Source organism: Nocardia sp. BMG111209 (genome assembly GCF_000381925.1).
Taxonomy (GTDB): domain Bacteria; phylum Actinomycetota; class Actinomycetes; order Mycobacteriales; family Mycobacteriaceae; genus Nocardia.
In genome coordinates this window covers 2,522,930-2,540,833 of sequence record NZ_KB907307.1, presented here as the reverse complement: position 1 = coordinate 2,540,833, position 17,904 = coordinate 2,522,930, and the positions used below count along the sequence as shown (strand labels likewise).

14 protein-coding genes, 4 tRNA genes and 1 pseudogene are annotated in these 17,904 nt (G+C 66.6%); 12 read left to right on the top strand and 7 right to left on the bottom strand.

What is annotated here, in order from left to right; translation table 11 throughout:
* Positions 1-183: 183 nt before the first annotated feature.
* A complete protein-coding gene (locus tag G361_RS49340; protein WP_019927265.1) occupies positions 184-354 on the bottom strand; it encodes a hypothetical protein in 171 nt (56 codons plus the stop codon).
* A gap of 145 nt (positions 355-499) precedes the next feature.
* Complete coding sequence (locus G361_RS0111680) at positions 500-1,321, bottom strand: mycofactocin-coupled SDR family oxidoreductase (protein WP_026342944.1); 822 nt, start codon at positions 1,319-1,321, stop codon at positions 500-502.
* Positions 1,322-2,154: 833 nt separating this feature from the next.
* On the opposite strand from G361_RS0111680, the gene G361_RS0111670 reads away from it, so the two are divergent.
* The 7 genes from G361_RS0111670 to G361_RS0111640 all read left to right on the top strand — a co-directional run bounded on the left by G361_RS0111670 (position 2,155) and on the right by G361_RS0111640 (position 7,582).
* A complete protein-coding gene (locus G361_RS0111670) occupies positions 2,155-3,678 on the top strand; it encodes a nitric oxide reductase activation protein NorD (protein WP_019927262.1) in 1,524 nt (507 codons plus the stop codon).
* Positions 3,675-4,502, top strand: a complete 828-nt coding sequence (locus G361_RS0111665; protein WP_019927261.1) for an AAA family ATPase — start codon at positions 3,675-3,677, stop codon at positions 4,500-4,502. Before G361_RS0111670 ends, G361_RS0111665 begins: the two co-directional genes overlap by 4 nt.
* A 20-nt stretch (positions 4,503-4,522) precedes the next feature.
* On the top strand, positions 4,523-4,651 hold the full coding sequence (locus G361_RS51450) for a hypothetical protein (protein ID WP_019927260.1): 129 nt from the start codon (positions 4,523-4,525) through the stop codon (positions 4,649-4,651).
* Positions 4,648-5,376, top strand: coding sequence for a hypothetical protein (locus G361_RS0111655; protein WP_019927259.1), 729 nt, complete (start codon positions 4,648-4,650; stop codon positions 5,374-5,376). The genes G361_RS51450 and G361_RS0111655 overlap by 4 nt, the downstream gene beginning before the upstream one ends.
* A gap of 91 nt (positions 5,377-5,467) precedes the next feature.
* Positions 5,468-5,806 carry a hypothetical protein gene (locus tag G361_RS0111650; RefSeq protein ID WP_019927258.1) on the top strand — a complete coding sequence of 113 codons (339 nt, stop codon included), beginning with the start codon at positions 5,468-5,470 and terminating at the stop codon, positions 5,804-5,806.
* Positions 5,803-6,879 carry a hypothetical protein gene (locus tag G361_RS0111645; RefSeq protein ID WP_019927257.1) on the top strand — a complete coding sequence of 359 codons (1,077 nt, stop codon included), beginning with the start codon at positions 5,803-5,805 and terminating at the stop codon, positions 6,877-6,879. The genes G361_RS0111650 and G361_RS0111645 overlap by 4 nt, the downstream gene beginning before the upstream one ends.
* A gap of 103 nt (positions 6,880-6,982) precedes the next feature.
* On the top strand, positions 6,983-7,582 hold the full coding sequence (locus G361_RS0111640; RefSeq protein WP_019927256.1) for a TetR/AcrR family transcriptional regulator: 600 nt from the start codon (positions 6,983-6,985) through the stop codon (positions 7,580-7,582).
* 115 nt (positions 7,583-7,697) lie between these two features.
* On the opposite strand, the gene G361_RS43255 is transcribed toward G361_RS0111640, so the two are convergent.
* Entirely contained in the window at positions 7,698-10,184 is a 2,487-nt protein-coding gene (locus G361_RS43255) for a hypothetical protein (RefSeq protein ID WP_196814464.1), read from the bottom strand.
* 1,287 nt (positions 10,185-11,471) lie between these two features.
* Positions 11,472-11,543: transfer RNA gene (locus G361_RS0111630), tRNA-Val, on the bottom strand.
* 299 nt (positions 11,544-11,842) lie between these two features.
* On the opposite strand from G361_RS0111630, the gene G361_RS0111625 reads away from it, so the two are divergent.
* The 3 genes from G361_RS0111625 (at position 11,843) to G361_RS0111615 (ending at position 12,099) form a co-directional block, all read left to right on the top strand.
* Positions 11,843-11,915: transfer RNA gene (locus tag G361_RS0111625), tRNA-Gly, on the top strand.
* A gap of 23 nt (positions 11,916-11,938) precedes the next feature.
* A tRNA-Cys gene (locus G361_RS0111620) sits at positions 11,939-12,009 on the top strand.
* Positions 12,010-12,027: 18 nt separating this feature from the next.
* A tRNA-Val gene (locus tag G361_RS0111615) sits at positions 12,028-12,099 on the top strand.
* Positions 12,100-12,667: 568 nt separating this feature from the next.
* Here the strand turns inward: G361_RS0111615 and G361_RS0111610 are convergent.
* Both G361_RS0111610 and G361_RS43250 read right to left on the bottom strand, forming a co-directional pair.
* Entirely contained in the window at positions 12,668-14,305 is a 1,638-nt protein-coding gene (locus G361_RS0111610) for a sulfatase-like hydrolase/transferase (protein WP_019927254.1), read from the bottom strand.
* A gap of 191 nt (positions 14,306-14,496) precedes the next feature.
* Positions 14,497-15,744, bottom strand: coding sequence for an MFS transporter (locus G361_RS43250; RefSeq protein WP_081635362.1), 1,248 nt, complete (start codon positions 15,742-15,744; stop codon positions 14,497-14,499).
* Here G361_RS43250 and G361_RS0111600 point away from each other — a divergent pair.
* Entirely contained in the window at positions 15,743-16,291 is a 549-nt protein-coding gene (locus G361_RS0111600; protein ID WP_019927252.1) for a CGNR zinc finger domain-containing protein, read from the top strand. The two genes, G361_RS43250 and G361_RS0111600, sit on opposite strands and share 2 nt — an antisense overlap.
* A gap of 176 nt (positions 16,292-16,467) precedes the next feature.
* Positions 16,468-17,190: a hypothetical protein gene (locus tag G361_RS0111595; protein ID WP_019927251.1), complete on the top strand. Its 723-nt coding sequence runs from the start codon at positions 16,468-16,470 to the stop codon at positions 17,188-17,190.
* A gap of 228 nt (positions 17,191-17,418) precedes the next feature.
* Here G361_RS0111595 and G361_RS48255 read toward each other — a convergent pair.
* A pseudogene (locus G361_RS48255) lies at positions 17,419-17,883 on the bottom strand (DUF6194 family protein); the annotation flags it as partial.
* Positions 17,884-17,904 lie beyond the last annotated feature (21 nt).

Sequence of the window (17,904 nt, the reverse complement as noted above, 5' to 3'; positions counted from 1 at the left end):
TCGCCGCGTACAACTGCGCCTTGGATTGGTTCGGCGGCACAGATCCACTCCTACGGGCCGATGCAGATTGATAGCAGGAGGATCTTGCCACCGCAACCCGTCCGGTGGTGTCAAAATTCGCGGATACCAACACCTTCCACGCCGAGAGTGGTGTCGAGATTCACCGATCAACGGTGTCGTAATTCACGGATAGAACCAGACCGCCGCGAAACTGCCGAACAGCGCGAAGATCAGCAACCAGATGTAGGTGGTGCTCACCTGTTCCTCGGGGGGAGGGCCACCGGTCAGTGGTGCGTCCACGAGCTCCGATGTGGTCGACGAGGGGTGATCGTCCACAATCTGAACCTCCTTCATCGCCGCAGGTGACGCGCTGATTTGTCGGCACGGGTGCCTGTGGTGGGCCCTTCGTCGAGGACCCGCCTCAACAAAACATACCATCGGACTATATTCCGTTGGTATGAAAATGTCGAAGTCGATGTCGGGGCAGGCTGGTGACCGGTCAGTATTGGGTGATGCCCTGGTCGACGGGGATCTGTGCGGCGGTGACGTAGCGTGATTCGTCGGAGGCCAGCCAGCAGACCGCGTCGGCGACGTCTTCGGGCTCGGACACCCATCCGGACAGGAAGGGTGTGTTCATGTTCGCCAGTTGCGGATAGGTCGCTATCGCGTGCGCTATCGCGGCGGCCATGTCGGTGGTGCCCATCGGGGTGTTGACAGGTCCGGGGTGGACGCTGTTGACCCGGATGTTGTGTCTGCCGAGTTCGGCGGCCAGCGCGCGTGCCATGCCGGTGATCGCGTGCTTGCTCGCGGTGTAGTGAACCATGAACGGCTGCATCTTCATTCCCGCGGCGGAGCTGATCAGGATGATCGAGCCGCCGCGGCCGGCGTCGATGATGTGCTGAGCGCCCGCGACGACGGTGTTCCAGGTTCCCGTGACGTTGATGTCCATGACGTCGCGGAATGACCCTGGGGTGATGGCATCCCAGGTTTCCGGGATGCAGATACCCGCGTTGGCGACGATGATGTCGAGTCGTCCCCAGTCGGCGACCGTGTCGTCGACGGCCGTGCGCAGGGCGTCGGGATCGCGAATGTCCGCTACGGCAGTGCGGATACGCCTGCCTGTCGCCTCGACCAGTTTCGCTGTCTCGTCGAGGTCGTCGGGGGTGGCGGAGTCGTAGGGCACCGCCGGTGGCAGGGGAGCGGCGAGGTCCACGGCGAGGATGTCGGCGCCCTCCCCGGCCATCCGGAGGGCGTGTGCGCGGCCTTGACCGCGGGCCGCGCCGGTAATGAACGCCACTTTGCCGGCGAGCCGGTCGGTCATGGTGATCTCCTGTTGGGTGGCCGATCGAGGCATGTCGCGAGCGGCCGTGTCGATCCGGTGAGCGCCGCGGTCGCGTTGCCGCAGTGGACTTGCGCGCTGCCGGAGAGTGTTCGCTGAAGCTATCACAGTTGCTGACTTGAGTCAGTCGATGTATGTCGCTGTAGGGCCGACCGGCCGGCCTCGGAGTTGCTGACTCGATGCTCCTGCGTGGGTCTGCGGTGCGGAAGGATCTCCGCTCGAAGGTGTTGCAGAGCAGTTCATGTGATCGTGAGGGGTGGCGTCATCTACGTCAAGCATTGACTTGAGTCAGTGATCTGTTCTACAAATGCAGACCATGAGAGCCCGTACGACGACCTCCCTCGCCGCAGTGCCCGGTGTGTGGGCGCGAGCGTGCAACGCGCATGCAGCGGTATGCGGGGTCTGCCGGTCGGGCAATCACATCACCATCGCGGAGGTGCTCGGCGATGCTCGTGAGGGTTATTCCTCTGTCGGGCACAGTGTTCCGCTGGATTCGCGGGGCGTCGGCAATATTCGAGCCGCGATACGGGTGGCTGCCCGGCATCCGCGAAATACTCGGCGCAACAGTCGATTACGCACTCCGCAACCCGGTGGGAACGCGGCGGTCGCGCCGCGGTTCGTCGCCGTATCCGTATCCCATCGCAACACATCACCGAGGAGGTCCGGCCATGTTATGGCTCTGGGAAGGCGTTCGTTATCTGGCCGCGTACGGCGGGACGGTCCTGATCATCGCGTTCTGGTACTGGATGTTCAGCAGGCTGGGGACCTTCTGAGCTCGGCGGTTGCGGTGACGGCGCGTCCGGCGGTGTCCCGGCATGACTGAACTCGCAACCGCGGACGCGATGGCCTTCGAGCGCAGCTGCGCCGTCACCGCGGTCGCGCTCGGCGACACGCGGCGTGCGGGAGCACGATTGGTCACGGGGCAGCGGCGGCGGTTCGGTCTCGATGCGACGCTGACCGTCGTCCACGTTCCCTATCCGCCGGACTGGACCCGCAGGATGGTGACATGCGCTGTGGCGCTGCAATGTTCACCCTCGAAGGAGCGGCTCGCCGGCTACCGGCTCGGTGCGCTCTCGGATCGCGAGCTGCGGGCCCTGGTGTATGTCGAAGCCGGTGTCGCACTGGGCTGGATCGCGTCGCGATGGCCCGGCCTGCTCGGCGAATTCCGCAGGGCGCTACCGGATCTGGAACCCGCGGCCGCCGATGCGGATGCCCCGGCAATGCTCGACCGGGCGATCGCCCTGGCCGGTACCGGTCGGCCGCTACCGCTGCACCCGCTGCTCGGCACGCTGCCACCGGCCTACACGACGCCGGTGGGTGCGGTCGAGAGGTTGCGCCGCGCCTACGGCCGCATGCCGTGGACCACCCGGTCGCGGCATCGGCCGCGGCCCTACTCGGTCCCGGTCGGCGGGGACGGCGGGGTCCGCAATCCGAACCTGCCGCCGCCGAATCGACCGCACGACAACGACTTCGATGTCACGCCGGAGCATCGGCCCGGCATCCCCTACCCGGAGTGGAACGCGTGGACCGACCGTTTCCTGCGTGACCATGTCGCCGTCGTGGAGCGCGCGCACACCGGTTACATCCCCGAGCGCACCGCGGTCGCGGCCGAGCTGCGCCGCTGGTTCGAGCAGCACACCCACCGCGCGATGACCGGCCGGCTCGAGGACGGTTCCGACCTCGACGTCGACCGGTATGTCGGTCACTACATCGATGTGATGACCGGTGCGGCGGCCCAGCCGCGGGTGTTCCGCGACCTGATGCCCGCGGGCCGTGATGTCACGACGGCCGTTCTGCTGGACGGCAGTTCGTCGTTGGGGGTGCACGGCGGGGCCATCTTCCGCCTCGAGCTGGCGTGCGCGGACGCCTTGTCGAGCGCCATGACACGAGCGCGGGAACGGCACGGCATCTTCGTGTTCACCGGCAACACCCGGCACCGGGTCGAGGTCCGCTGCCTGAAGGATTTCACCGACCGGCGGTTCGTCCCGCCGAGCGCACAGGGACTGGTCACCGGGGGATACACCCGGCTCGGCGCGCCACTGCGTCACCTGACGGCCCGGTTGCTGGACCAGCCGTCGCAGCGGCGGTTGCTGCTGGTCATCGGCGACGGGCTGATCTCCGACGAGGGTTACGAGGGCCGTTACGCCTGGGCCGATACCGCGCACGCCGTCGAGGAGGCCGCCGACGCGGGCGTCTCGATCTACTACATCGGCGTCGGCCCGGCCCGCGTCGATCCACTGCCGGAGGTGTTCGGACCCCTTCGGTCCCAACGCATCCGGCGTGTGGAGGAGCTGCCGCGGGTGCTCGCCCACGTCCACCGCGAACTGGTCGCCGCATGACCACCGAGCACGACAGGGGAATCATGCCCAGCACCGGCTACCACGCCAGTGGCAACGAAAAGCGGTTGTTCGAGCGGGCTTTCGGCCGGGGTGTGCCGGTCATGCTCACCGGCCCCACCGGGTGCGGGAAGACGCGGTTCGTCGAGCATATGGCCGCAGTGCTGCAACGGCCCCTGGTCACCGTCAGCTGTCACGACGATCTGACCAGTTCCGATCTCGTCGGCCGGTTCCTGGTGACCGGCGGTGATGTGGTCTGGACCGACGGCCCGCTGACCCGTGCGGTGAAGGCCGGTGCGATCTGCTATCTCGACGAGGTGGTCGAGGCCCGCCACGATTCGCTGGCGGTGTTGCACTCGCTGACCGACCATCGCCGCACTCTGTTCCTGGATCGCGCCGCCGAAACCGTCACGGCCCCGGACACTTTCATGCTGGTGTGCTCCTACAACCCGGCCTATCGCAGCTCGCTGAAGGAACTGAAACCCTCGTTCCGGCAACGGTTCGTCACGATCCCGATGACCTACCTGCCGCCCGATGCGGAGGCCGCGGTGGTCGTGGCGGAGACCGGTGTCGCGCTGCCGACGGCCCGCCGACTGGTCGGGTGCGCCACCGCGATCCGTTCCGCCGACCGGGCCTTCCACTTCGAGCCGCCCTCCACCCGGGTGCTCGTGACGGCGGCGCAGCTGATCGCCTGCGGTGCAAGCGAATTGGAGGCCGCCGAAGCGTGCATCCTGGCTCCGTTGAGTTCCGACGGGGCGATCACCGACGGTCTGCGCGAAATCGCCGCCGCCAGTCTGCTGCCCGCGGACGTGGCAGCCACATCCTGAGCGCGAGAAAGGAATTCGACATGGATCGACAGGAACAGGGCAGGAAGAGGGCCCTCATCGTCCTGCAACTGGTCATCTACGGCTTTCTGCTGGCGATGTTCGGCATTCAGCTGTACATGTCCTTCGCCCGGGGCTGGTGGGACCTGTGAATCTCCCACTCGTCCACCGCCGCACCGGAAAACAGCCGGCCGTCCCCGCTCGACCCTCGTCGGGCCTGGACGAGCACGAGGACCTGTCGCGGCGTGCGCAACGCCGTGCCGACAAGTGGATGATCGCCGGCGCCGCTCTGATGGGCATGTGGGCGCCGGGCATCATCGGGCTGCCGATCTTCCTGCGCGGCGTCCTGTTACAGCGCCGTGCCCTGCGCGACGGGCTGTCGGTGCGGCCGATGATCGTCACCCTGCTCGGTTATCTGGTGCTCATCGACGGCTGCCTCAACAGCCTCGGCTGGGCGATGGACATGATCGCCAACCACACGCTGCTCAGCCGGGTGCTGCTGGTCGGCTGGGGAAACATGTTCGACGGCGGCTACTTCTGGCACTACAACGAACTGTGGGTCGGCGGAGCCGCCGGGCCCGGCGAGAAATCGTATGTGTACGGACTGATCCTCACCGTGTTCTCGATGCGGGTCGCCGCCGCGATCGGCTTCCTCCAGATGAAACGCTGGGGTCAGCAATGGATGATCATCACCTGCTGGATGGGTGTGGTGATCTGGTGCGCCTACGTGTTCAACATGACCATGTACGCCGATGTCCGCTACCACGGCACGATCTTCCCGGTCGTCGGCTGGTGGCTCTACGACATCTTCTACATCAGCCCCTTCCTCGCGATCCCGTACCTGCACACGGTCAACCGCGAAATCTTCACCGACTGAACGGGAGCGCACTGCCGTGACCACCTCACCTGCCACGAAAGACCCTGCGGCCCAGGACCTCCCGGCCGGGACCACGCCCTACTACGCGAACATGCACAAATGGATCCAGCGCGTGACGCTCGTCTGCCTGGTCGCCCTGGTCGTCGAGGGCGCGTTCACGCTGCCGTTCATGGCGGTCTACTACGGCTACCCGACCCTGAGCCTCAGCCAGATCTGCAGCGAACTGCGTAAGGTCCAGTATTCCGACGACACCCAGGAATGCAAGGTCCCCTACCCGATGTTCGGACCACCCGAGGGCGCGCAGGCCAAGGACAAGGCGAAGGATCAATGGGGCGTGCAGCCGACGCCCGCCTACCATCGGCTGGGGTTCCGCGAACTGGTCCGCATCCACAACGCGCGCGAAGCCGCGCAGCACGGAGCACCGAAGTGACGCGACCGCTGCGAATCATCCAGTGGGCCACCGGAAATGTCGGCCGCCACGCCGTCGCCGCGGTCCACGAACACCCCGGCCTCGAACTCGTCGGCGCGCTGGTCTACAGCGACGCCAAAGCGGGCCGCGATGTCGGCGAGATCTGCGGCATCGGTGACATCGGTGTGATCGCCACGAGCGACCGCGCCGAAATCCTTGCCCTGGAAGCGGATTGCGTGCTGTACAACCCGCAAGGGGAATGGGATCCGCCGGCCGCGCTCGACGATGTGTGCGCGCTGCTGGCGTCCGGCAAGAACGTCGTCTCCACTGCCGTCACCGCCTGGATCTATCCGCGCAGCGCCGGGGAGGACGTGGTCCGCCGGTTGGAGACCGCCTGCGCGGCCGGTCGAAGTTCGTTCCACGCCACCGGTATCCAGCCGGGCTGGGCCGCGGAGGTGCTGCCGCTGACGATGTCGGGCCTGTTCCGCCGGATCGACTCGTTGCTGGTCCAGGAGTTGATGGACTACACCACCTACAACGTCCCCTTCGTGCTGTTCGACATCATGGGCTTCGGCAAGAAACCCGGCGAACGGGTACCGATGGACGAACCGGCGGTCGGCAGCCTGTCGTTCGCGGCACCCCTGATGCTGCTCGCGGACGGACTCGGCGCCACGATCGATGACTACATCTGGCAGCGGGAGGTCGTCACCACCGATACGCCGATCGACATCCCGGCCGGCCGTATCGAAGCCGGTACCGTTGCGGCGCAACGCTTCTCCTACACCGCAGTCATCGGTGGCCGCCGCGCCCTGACGATCGAACACATCACCCGGCTGGGCGCCGACCAGGCGCCGCACTGGCCGACCGGGCGCGGCTGGAAGGTGGCGGTGGAAGGACTGCCGTCGATGGTCCTCGAATCCCGCATCGCCGTCCACGGCGAGGACGACACCGACCAGGGCTGCCTGGGCACCGCCATGCACGCCGTGCACGCCATCGCACCGGTGTGCGCCGCCGCGCCGGGGATTCGCACCTTCCTCGACCTGCCCACCATCGCGGGCCGCGGAGTGCTGTCACTGCCGGGCGGACCGTTGTGACACCTGCCGGGCCCCGGCGGTCATCCTCCCGGCGTCCGGGCGATACGGTGTGAACCACGAGCTGGGGACCAGGCGAGGTCTGCCCGGAGAGGGGAAGGCGGCGATGGTGGCGGACGGTCTGTCGGTGCGTGAGGTCAAACGCATGCAGACCCGCGAACGCCTGCTCGGTGCCGCGATGGCCGAGTTCAAGCGCGCCGGTATGGCCGCCGCGGACGTGAGCGCGATCGTCGCTGCCGCCGGAGTCGCCCACGGCACCTTCTACTTCCACTTTCCCACCAAGGAACATGTGCTGTTCGAGGTGGAGAACCGCGAAGAGGATCGAATCGCGGGCCTGCTCAACCGTTTCGCCGGCAACAACCGGGACCTGGGTGCGCTGCTGACGGAGACGGTACGGCTGGTGCTGGGCCTGGAGCGCCGCCTCGGGAAGGACCTGTTCCGAGACCTGCTGGCCCTGCACTTCTCCCAGACCCGGCCACCGGTCGACGACAGCGAGAATCACGCCGTCATCGTCCTGATCGCCCGCGAGATCGCCGCCGCACAGGACCGCGGCGAGGTCGGCAGCCAGGTGAATCCGATGAACAGCGCGGTGTTCTTCCTGCTGGGCCTGTACGCCCTGCTCACGACGATGAACGACTGGGCCAGTCGCGACGGTGTGCTCGCGGATTATGTGGAGCGGACATTGGACAGTGTGCGGTCTCGGTGAGACCCGACGCGCCTGCGCCGGCTCAGCGCTCCGTCACAGCTCCTTACAGACGAGGCCGCAGAGGCAGAGTCGGACTCCTGGTCCCGGTGAAGGCGTTCCGCGAGGCCGGTCCGAGCTAACCCTGGTCGAGAGGGCAGCCCCGGCCCTGTCGGGCGTCGTCCGGCAGGCCACAGAAGAACGCTGGAGGGTCCTTCACCTCTCCCTGCTGCACCCGCAGGATGGTCACCTGCTTATTGGCCGGGTAGTGCAGGCTGCTGCCGGTCGCGCTGAAATCGATCAGGCCGGTGACGCCTTGCACGGTGTTGTTGTTCGGGTTCGGGTGCGAGGCGGTCTGCGCCGAGGTACTGCGAATGCTGCTGATTTGCCGCCACACACCTCCCGGGGTGATGGGGATGGCCACGTTGCCCAACCACAGATGTTGGACGGCGGTGATCAGTACCTGCGCCGCGTCGTAGGTCAGCGCCGCGTGCCCGTCCAGGGAGGGGTCCTCGTCGTCGCCCTTGTCGTGCGGGAACAGTGCGTAGAGGCCGATATCGCGGGCGTTGTAGAAGTCGCTGGCCGGGCCCTGTGGTTGAGACGTCGGTGCCGTGGCGAACGAGGTGTACCAGAACGGCACCGACTTGTTCTGTTCCCGGGCCGCGGTGTCCGCTACGAACCTGGTCACGTCGTCGTCGGCGAGCACCGCCGGCGGTGACGGGCAGTGTTTGATGCCGTCGAGGAAGGCGTTGAAATCCGGAAGGCCGTCGCCGGCATAGTAGATCAGCCCGGGAAATCCGCAGGTGTTCTTGCCGTTCTGGGTCGGATACAGGATTCCGGGTCTGATCGCCGCCGGCGCGGTGGTACTGGGCGCGAATTGCGTTGTCGAGGGCCGGAAACCGCTGTTTCGGAAACTGGTCAGCACGTCGGCGGTGAGATTCTGCGCGTAGGTGTCGTTCGGGTCATCGGGGGTGAACACGTCGACCTCGTCATTGATGGTGCCCGCGGCGCGCAACGTGGTGGCGAACGCCGCGGCGACCGCGGCTTCGCGCCGGTTCTGCGGAGATACCTGGTAGTACAGCGGGTTGGAATCGCTGAGCTGGTCCTCGGACAGGCTGGCGCCGATCGTGGGCAGGCCATCGGTGGCCAGTGCGCGGACCGTGTCGCCGACGCCCTGCGTGCTGTGATCGAGACCGATCACACCGATCAGCGGGGCGTCGGTTTCCGGCAGGGAGCGTAGCTGCGCGGCCACCGTGGTCCCGCGGGACATATTCGTGCCACCGTTGCCGATCAGCACGCGGATCAGCGGCAGCGAGGGGTCGTGCAATGGTCGGGCCTGTGCGACCGCCACGCCCTCCAGTGACTCGCGTTCGGCGGCGAGACCGTCGGTGCCGCTGGGCAGTGTGGTCAACGCCTGCAGGTCGGCCAGCGTGATGTACGGCCGGTTCGGGTTCGCTCTGTGCACTCGCTGGGCCTGTCGGTTCTGGTCCAGGATTGTCCGAGTGACGTCCGCGAGCGCCGGATCGAACGTGTAGTGGCCGTCGGTGACCCCGATGCACTGGCCATCGGTCCAGGTCAACGTCGAGCCGGCCGCCGGTGGCCGCCAACCGCCCCCGCAGTGCCGCTCACTCCATGTCGCGTAACCGGTCGTGAGCCCGGCCAGCAGCACGACCGCCATGCCGATCGGCACGATTCGCCGGCCCCACCATGGTGGGCCGTCGACCTTGTATCGATCCAGCCCGGCGACCAAATGCCGGGTGTGATCGTCGCGGCCGCCCTTGCCGTCGTCGCCCTCGGCCACGTCGGGTGTCCTGATGGGCAGGTACCACGCCGTGTCGGTACGGGCTCTGCGAGCTTCCGGCAACGACTTCAGCCAGGCCTTGTAGGCCTCGGAGGCGTGTTCCGCCGACGGGATCGAGCGATGCTCGCTGTCCGGCGGTGTGTGCTCACCGGCGGCGATCACCAACAGCGGATCGAACAGCCCGACCTCGTTGCGCACGTCGTTGATGACTCGCAGGAGGGCGGCACCCGCATTGTCGGCGGTGAGGTCTTCCAGCAACAGGACCGTGTAGGTCGTGCGCCGCGGTCCGCCGAGTCGCCAGGGCATCCGCCATGCCTGCCGCAGGTCTTCCAGGAACGCGTTGGTCAGCAGGCGGGTCATCTGAACGGCGTTCTCCTGCCGCCACCCATCCGGGTCGCCGGTGAGCCGCTCGGCGAACCCGAGAAAACCACCGGGCACCTCCGGCGTGAGGTGCGGCTGCCGCAGGAACCACCGGTACTGCCGGCCGATCAGCGGAGCCCGGCCGGTCACCCGGAGCAGGAACAGCAGTGGCGGGATCAGCCGGATCAGCCGCTTCGCCCACTGCAGCCAGCCGGAGACCGGGACGGCCTGGTCGACACTCGTGATGGCGTCGTCGAAGCGTTGGGTGATGTCCCGCTCGCGCAATCCGGCCCGCAGCCGGGTGCTGCGCCGCGCGCCGTCCGGTTCGTCCAGTTCCAGACTCATCAGCCAGTCCAGCAGCCCGAACCGACGGAACCGGATGCGCCCGCCGGTCGCGTTACGGCTGCTGCCCAGCGCCTGCGCGGCATGGGCGAGAATCTCCCGGATCAGCTGCACCTCACCCACAGCGGAAACGTCTCCGTGCAGTCGCAACTGGCAGTGCGGAACCCGGCGGGGGTTCGCCTCGGTCAGCCGCCAGGCCAGGCCGCCCAACAGTTCGGCGTGTTGTGCCGGCCGGACCAGGCATATCATCGGCAGCCCGCGCTGAGCCCGCCGGCCACGCCAGCCCAGCGTGCTGTCGGATGGATCATCACCGAATCTCGGCCGCCGACACAACTTGTCGACGAGCTCCACCACTTTGTCGACTCCGGGAAAAATCGGCAGTCGGCGCGATTTCCCCTCACCGATCAACGCCACCGAAGAATTCACCAAGACCCCCTCAGGCACGGCATTCGCCCGCGTTCATTCGACAGGAGGATCTGCCGCCGACGCAGGCCTGAAGGCTACCGGATCCGGCGGCAGACCGGCAGAGGTCGCATGCCCTCGTGTCTCGTTGGGCGGCTACTGTTTTCGTAGCATTCATCGTGACGACGGTCGATACTGCTCGGTGATCTTGTTCGACAGTTGTTGCCGCTGAATGGTTCTCGCCCGGCGGTGCCGCCCAGAGCGTTTCTGCCGCCGAACTGCTCGCGTCGACCGAGATTCGGCGTGCGGCGTTTCCCTACCGCGAAAACAGCTGTCGCCCTGAGCGTTCGGCTCGGACGACAGCAGTCGCGGCACCGGATCAGGGCCGGTGCGTTATGGACGGTTCCATGACGCAGCGGTGCGGTGATGGCCGACCTCGCAATTTCCCGGACCCGACAGAATCGTCGAGACGCGCCGCAAACGGCCGCCCAGTGGCATGGGCGGACGCCGTTCGGGCGCAGCGGGATTCACTCGACCAGCGGCGTTGTGAGATCCCTGTCCGTTTGATGGAAGGATCTTCGCCCGTGCTGACGATGTATTCACCGCAGTTCCGGGAGCGAGCTGTCGCTCTGATCGTCGATGAGGGTCGCCGGGATCAAGCAGGAGCTCCGAAGGGCCGTCGCTTGCGTCGGCGACAGTCGCGCTGAGAGTGCCCACAACGCCGACCACGGCAACGGCCGGGCTGATGAAATCCGCGCTCACACAACGAATTATCAGCCGCTCGTCGGCGGATGTCACCGACCTGCCAAACCGCCGCTGGTAGTCAACAAGCACCTACCGACCGGGGAGCCGGGTCGCGTAGCTGGAAGAGAAGACGAATCCACAATATGGACCAGGTCACCAGGCCGAGCGGGGATCGCGTGCCCTAATTCAATTCGCAGTGTCTGCGTATTCTGCACGGCCCACGGACCCTAGCATCGGAAAGCGTGCAGACCTGGACCTATTCTGTGGTCCCAGCTGGGATCGAACCAGCGACCTCTCGCGTGTGAGGCGAGCGCTCTCCCGCTGAGCTATGAGACCGTGCGGGTGTTCTGAGGTGGGCTTTGGTTGCCGCTCCGAACGAGATGGAACATTAACACGCTCTACCCCTGTCGTACCAAATCGCGTCTCGACCTGGTGGTTCGTGTGTCGTAAGGGGGGTGGACGGGTCGGTGGGGTCGGGGAGGGGTTCCGAGCTGCTGAACGACAGGCTTGTAATTCGGATTTACCCCCTCTCACCAGCCGATTTGTTGCTTGCATGTGGGGTGGGCTAATGTTCTCTCTCGCAGCCGGATGGCACGAAAGAGCCGCCGGAAGCCGGGTCGCGGGAAGCGCGATGTGCGGATGTAGCGCAGTTGGTAGCGCATCACCTTGCCAAGGTGAGGGTCGCGGGTTCGAATCCCGTCATCCGCTCGAAGGCCAACCCGGCCCTGGTTGGCGGTGTGGCCGAGTGGTGAGGCAACGGCCTGCAAAGCCGTGCACACGGGTTCGATTCCCGTCGCCGCCTCTAAAAAAGGCGAACCACGCGCGATTAGCTCAGCGGGAGAGCGCTTCCCTGACACGGAAGAGGTCACTGGTTCAATCCCAGTATCGCGCACGACGAAGAACAGCAGGTCAGCCCCTGTTTCAAGGGTTGCTGATCTGCTTTTTTCGTGTCCGAAACCCAACAGTGTGCCAAGCGTTTTCGCTATCAATCCCGGGTGGGTCGAACAGGGCCGATCCTGCGGCGCGCAGGTTCTCGGGCTGTGCTCGTTGTAGATGCGCACCGTCACTGCGGGGTCGTGGGGGTGCCAGGCGGCGACTGTGGATGGGACGCGGGCGAGCATCGGTGACCTCGAGGGGTTGCGGAGCCGTCATCGGGCACTTGCTCTATCGGTTCGGTTGTCGGGGTGGATCGTCGCGCTGGCCACGCGGCCGGGTCCGGGCAAGGTCCGGCGAAGGTCCGGCGATCAGTGGCCTGATGGCACGCTGATCGCCGACGTGGACAGCGTGTGATCGTGAATCGGGGGCGGGGCGGGTGCGGGGTTCTGAGCTGTAGGACATGTGCATTGTGCGGCCGGACTCATCCGTCCGGTCGCCTGCGAACCGCGGATCGGCCCTGCGGGCGGTTGCTCACAGCGCCGATAGTCTTGTGCAAGAACGAATGTCGCCGCGACCCCGTCGGCTCAGCGGCCGCCGCTCAGGGTGTGCGTGACGGATTCCCCGATGGCCAGCAGCCGCTGGGTCTGGTTCCGGTAGTCGGCGAGACCCTCGTCGCGCGCGGGTGCCAGATACGGTGGCAGCGGCTTGTTCAGTTCGTCGCGCAGGGCATGGTCGAGCAGATCGGCCATGGTCCTGCGCAGGGGGCTGTCGCCGCCCGCCCGGTTCCGCAGTTCCAGAGCGCCGTCGTCGCTGGTGTAGTCGTACAGTTCGAATTCCGCGTCGGCCGCGGAGTCGATATCCGTCGTGCCGTCGCGCCAGTGGGTGTAGGACGCGTACTTTGCGTCGGCGGTCCGCACGACCGCGACATGTCCGGGAGCGTCGCCGTTGAACAGCACGGCCGCCTCCTCCAGGGTGATCTCGTCGGTGGCGTGCAGTACGTAGGGTCGGCCGGGTGCCGCGGGATCGCGGCAGAGCGCGGTGAGATCGCAACGGTCCGCGAGATGTTCGTAGCCGGGGTCGGCCCGCCAGTCGTTACCACCGGTGGCGATGGTCAGCAGCAGCGGCGCGAGGTCCACACTGCAGGTGAGCTGCGTGCGGGTGCCGGCCCGGCCGCCGGGGGTGAGATCGCCGCGCGGATCGGCGATGTACAGCGGCACCCGGATCGCCTCCTCGTAGGCGGCGCCGCCCTTGCCGTGCAGGCCGTGCGACCCGGCGTAGTCCCCGTGGTCGGCGGTGAACACCACCACGGTGTTCGCCGCGACGTCCGGATGCGCCGCCAGCGCGTCGAGCACCCGGCCGATCTGGATGTCGACCTGCTGTTGCAGCCAGAGGTACAGGTTCCGCATCTCGATCCACCGATCGGCGGCGTCGGGGGTGTGATACTCCGCGACCCCGAACGCCGCCGCGGACACCTCGATCAATGCGGACTGCAGCCGCGGTTTGGCGGCGAGTTGCTCGGGAGTCTCGTAGTTCCCGGGCAGATCGGTGATCCAGCGGGGAATGGTGTTGTGGGACTGCAGGGTTCGGGTGAATCGTGGCCACCACTGGATATCGTGCGGATTGACCAGCGAGACGGTGCTGCACCACGGACCCCGGCCGGAGCCGCCGTCGAGCCAGCCGATGAACTGATCGGCGATCTGCGAATCGGAATGCAGGCCCTGATTCGGCGCTCCGTTCGGCGACGGATATGTGCCGCCGGCAAAGCCGTACGGCTCGAGTCCACCCGGTGTGGAATCCGACTGCGGACCGAGATGCCACTTGCCCCACCAGGTCGTCTCGTATCCGTGCAGTCGCAGCATCGACCCCCAGGTGGGGAATTGCGGCGACAGTGTCGACTGTGAGGTGATCAGGCATCCGGTCTGATGCGAGTACAGTCCGGTGACCAGCGCGCCGCGCGACGGGGTGCAATCGTTCGCCGCGGTGTAATGACCCTCGAACGACACCGCGCGCTGCCGGATCCGGGCCAGATTGGGCAGGATCGTGTCGAGGATGTCCGGTGCCGGGAACCACATCGGGGCCCGCATCTCGTCGACGAGGATCACCAGGATGTTGGGCCGTGCCGGATCGGTGTCGGCGCGGGCCGGGGCGGCCCCGGCGGTGGCTGTGGCGGCCGCGCCGAACGCGGCGCCGCCGGCCAGGAATCCTCGTCTGCTGAGTGGCATCTCGGTCCGTTTCTCCGCTGTCGATGTTGTGCTTCGACTACAGCGTGCTGCCCTGTCGCGTGTATGACGACCGGGTTCCGGTGTTCCTCATCGGATCCTCACCGAGCGGCAATCGCCCGGCCACATCCACTCTCGATTGGGGGAGGTCGGCCGATATTCGAATCGTGAACTTGCGATGGTGAACGTTCTGGTCAGCGCCGAATGCCCCTCCGGTGCACCGTATACGCGAGCAACGTCGCTACCGAGATGACACCGGTGGTCATCAACAATGCTCGCGACAGTCCGGTGATGTCGGCGAAGATGCCGATGGCGGGCGGGGCGAGCAGCAGACCGCAGTAGCCCAGAATCGTTGCCACCGATATACCGTTCGGCCCGCCGTACCTGCCCGCAATGCTCATGGCCAGCGGGTAGGTATTGGCCAAGCCCAGACCCAGCAGACACAGTCCGGGCAGCGCAAGCCAGACCCACGGTGTGAGCGCGGCGAGAACCGTTCCGGCGCAAGCCGTCGCGCCGCTCCACACGAGGACCCGCGTGGGGCCCAGCCGGACGACGAGCGCGGCCCCGCTCAGGCGGCCGACCGCGATCGCGCCCTGCATGACCGCATAACCGCAGGCAGCGAGTCCGCTACTCGCACCGAGGTCACGACTCAGATGCATGGGCATCCAGTTGTCCGCGCCACCTTGAGTGAAGGCGGAGCACAGCGCGATCACGCCGAAAATCGTTGTGATGATGAGGGTTCGGCTGCGGGGTGCCTCGTCGTGCGATTCGTGGATGTGCGGAATCGGGCTCGAGATCAGGGCACGGCCGGCCACCAGTGCTGCGACGATGCCCGCCGGTGCCAGCAGCGCCAGGTGCCGGGTGGGGGACAGCGTTGCGCCGACCAGCCCGCCGACGCCCGCACCGGCGAGGCTACCGAGGCTGTTGGCCGCATGCAGGCGGGACATGATCGGTCGTTCGAACATGGCGGCCAGGTCGACCGCGGCACTGTTGACGGCGATGTCGTTCGCGCCGAACGCCGAGCCGAAAACGATCAGCCCCAGGCCGAGCTCCGTCGCCGAGCGGGCGAGCGTCGGTACGACGACACTCACGGGCAGTACGGATCCGGTCACGATCGCGACTCGTGCGCTGCCGAACCGTCGGCACAGGGGGCCTGCCGCCAACATGGCGATCAAGGTGGCGGCGGACAAACCCAGCAGCGCCGATCCGAGCACTCCCGGAGCCGCATCGATCCGGGTTGCCATGGCGGGGATCCGTACCGCCCATCCGGCGAAGACGAAGCCGCCGAGGGCGAAGAAGGCGGAAATCGCGATTCGGCCGCGGACCCGGAGTGCGGCGAGATCCGGGTCCGGAGTGTGCACTTCCCTCGAGCTGTTACCAGTCACGGTATTAGACGGTAAGCACCAATGCGTATACCGGTCAACAGCTATGCTGGTAATCATGACTGGGTCGAGTACCGCACCTGGACGCCTCGAACAGGTCCGCACCTTCCTGAACACCTGGCGCGTACCGCACGAGACCAGGACCGCGACCGACGACCTGCCCGAGCTGATATCCGACCCGCAACGGTGGCGAAGCGGATTCCCCGACATCCCGCCGCCACAGCCGAACGAGATCGGCGAACTACTCGATCTGCGAACCGATCTGCGAGCCGCACTCGGGAATCCGGCACCCGCCGAACTCGTCTCATGGTTCGCGAGCCACCCCGTCGTCGTGGCCGTCGGTGACGATGCCGAGCCGATCCGCTACCTCGCCCGTGACGCGGGCACCGCTGCCGCATTGCTGGCAAAGGTCGCGGTGGCGCTCGCCGATCATCGGTGGGCTCGCCTGAAGTCCTGCCCCGACTGCCGCAACGTCTTCTACGATCACAGCCGAAATCACAGCCGTACCTGGTGTTCGATGTATGCCGAGACGCCGGACGGCCGCGCCTGCGGGAGCATCGCGAAGGTTCGCAACTATCGAAACCGCCAGCGCGGCAACCGCGAATAGGATGCGGGCGGTTTTGGGATCCGGCAACGTTCGGAGCAGCCGCAGCAGAGTGGACCCCCTCAACCTGCTCCACGAAAGTCTGCGCCCCACAAGACGGTTGATCGCAGAACCACCGCCGCACCCGTAGGCAGACCGTCATTCCATGGTCGCGGGGAGATTCCGGTAGAACTTCCTGAATGATCGCCAAGGAAGAGGCGCGGCGCTGGCTTGCCGCAGAGGGTGTCACCCGGGCCGGCGATGGAGCCTGGCTCGCCGAAGGTGAACTTCTGTCGGCCAACGACGTGGCTCACCAGTGGGCCTCGGTGGCTCTGGCGGATCCGGACCTCGATGAGTCCGGCCGGGTGCGGTTGGGCTTCGGGCTGCTGGACCTGCTCGGCGAATATTGGGTCACGTGCGAGATCCGCTTCCTGATGGCCGACACCGACGACCCCCGCGTCCACGAGGTGCTCTGGCGGGAGTATCGGTCGCGGCTCGAGGCGCCGGCGGCCGCCGAGACGATCACCTATTCGTTGTGGGTCGACTGGTTCGAGAACCACGCCACGGTCGAGACGGCGTTCGCCCAGGTGCTCGGGAACGATGCCGGGAGACTGCGGAGCGGGGACGAGGCGCTGCTTCGGCGGGCCCGGCGGGTGCTCGAGATCTCGGGGCCGGTGCCCTGGATGATGAAGGAACCCGTCTACCGGGCAGTGGTCGAGGTGCCCGAGCTGCGGGGCGCCGTGTTCCAAGGGCTGCTCAGCAGCTACCACGACGTCTACGGAGACATCGAGCCGGAATCGGCTCTGCGCTTACTGGCACGTCTTCCGAACGACGTGGAGCAATTCGACAAGCTGTGCGCGGTGCTCCAAGCGGGGCATCGCAACCACTACCGAAGCCCGCAGGCTTGGGACCGGCGCGGCTAGCGACAGGAAATGAAAGGCTCACTGAGACAAACCAAGTCGCCACGTCCGTGCGGCAACGCACAGCACCGCAGGTCGAAAGGGTCGGCTCCGAATCGCGACATCGCTGATCGGTGAATCCGGTCATCGGCGGGAATCGGGAAGACCTCCGATTCCCGTAACTGTCGGATTCGAGTCGTTGAGGTGCTTCGGGAGGGCATCCGGCGGGGCATCCGGTGACGGGCCGGCCGCACGAGGCCGTCGGGCTCGAGTTGCTCGGCGCTCGGCGTCCTCGTGTGCTTGACGAAGGAGGCGGGTTGCCAGCATGTGTGTGTTCGTGCCCGGGTTGATGATCGACACCCAGCCTGGCCTGCGATAGACCGGGTGCGGAAGGACTACATCGGTGGCGGCGTAGTCGCGGGGTGTCGGCTCGGCTCGGGGGTCCTCAGCTGTGAGTTCGACGAATGCGTTCGTGCCGACGTGGATGTTCAGTCGCCATCGATCGGGATGGTCGAGGTCGCATGAAGCATCGTCGGGGTAGTTCTTCGTAACGATCGTGGCGTAGGGCTGCTCGCGCTGTGGCACTCGGCCGTCGGGCGCGTAGTAGAAGAAGTGATCGCCCCAAGCGATTTCCGGGAAGGCGCTGCCCCGGCCGGGGGCAAGTTCGAGTACCCCGTCGAACGCTCGGATCGTTTCGAGAAGTTGGTCCATACTCATGGTTCGAGTGTGTCGTTGAAG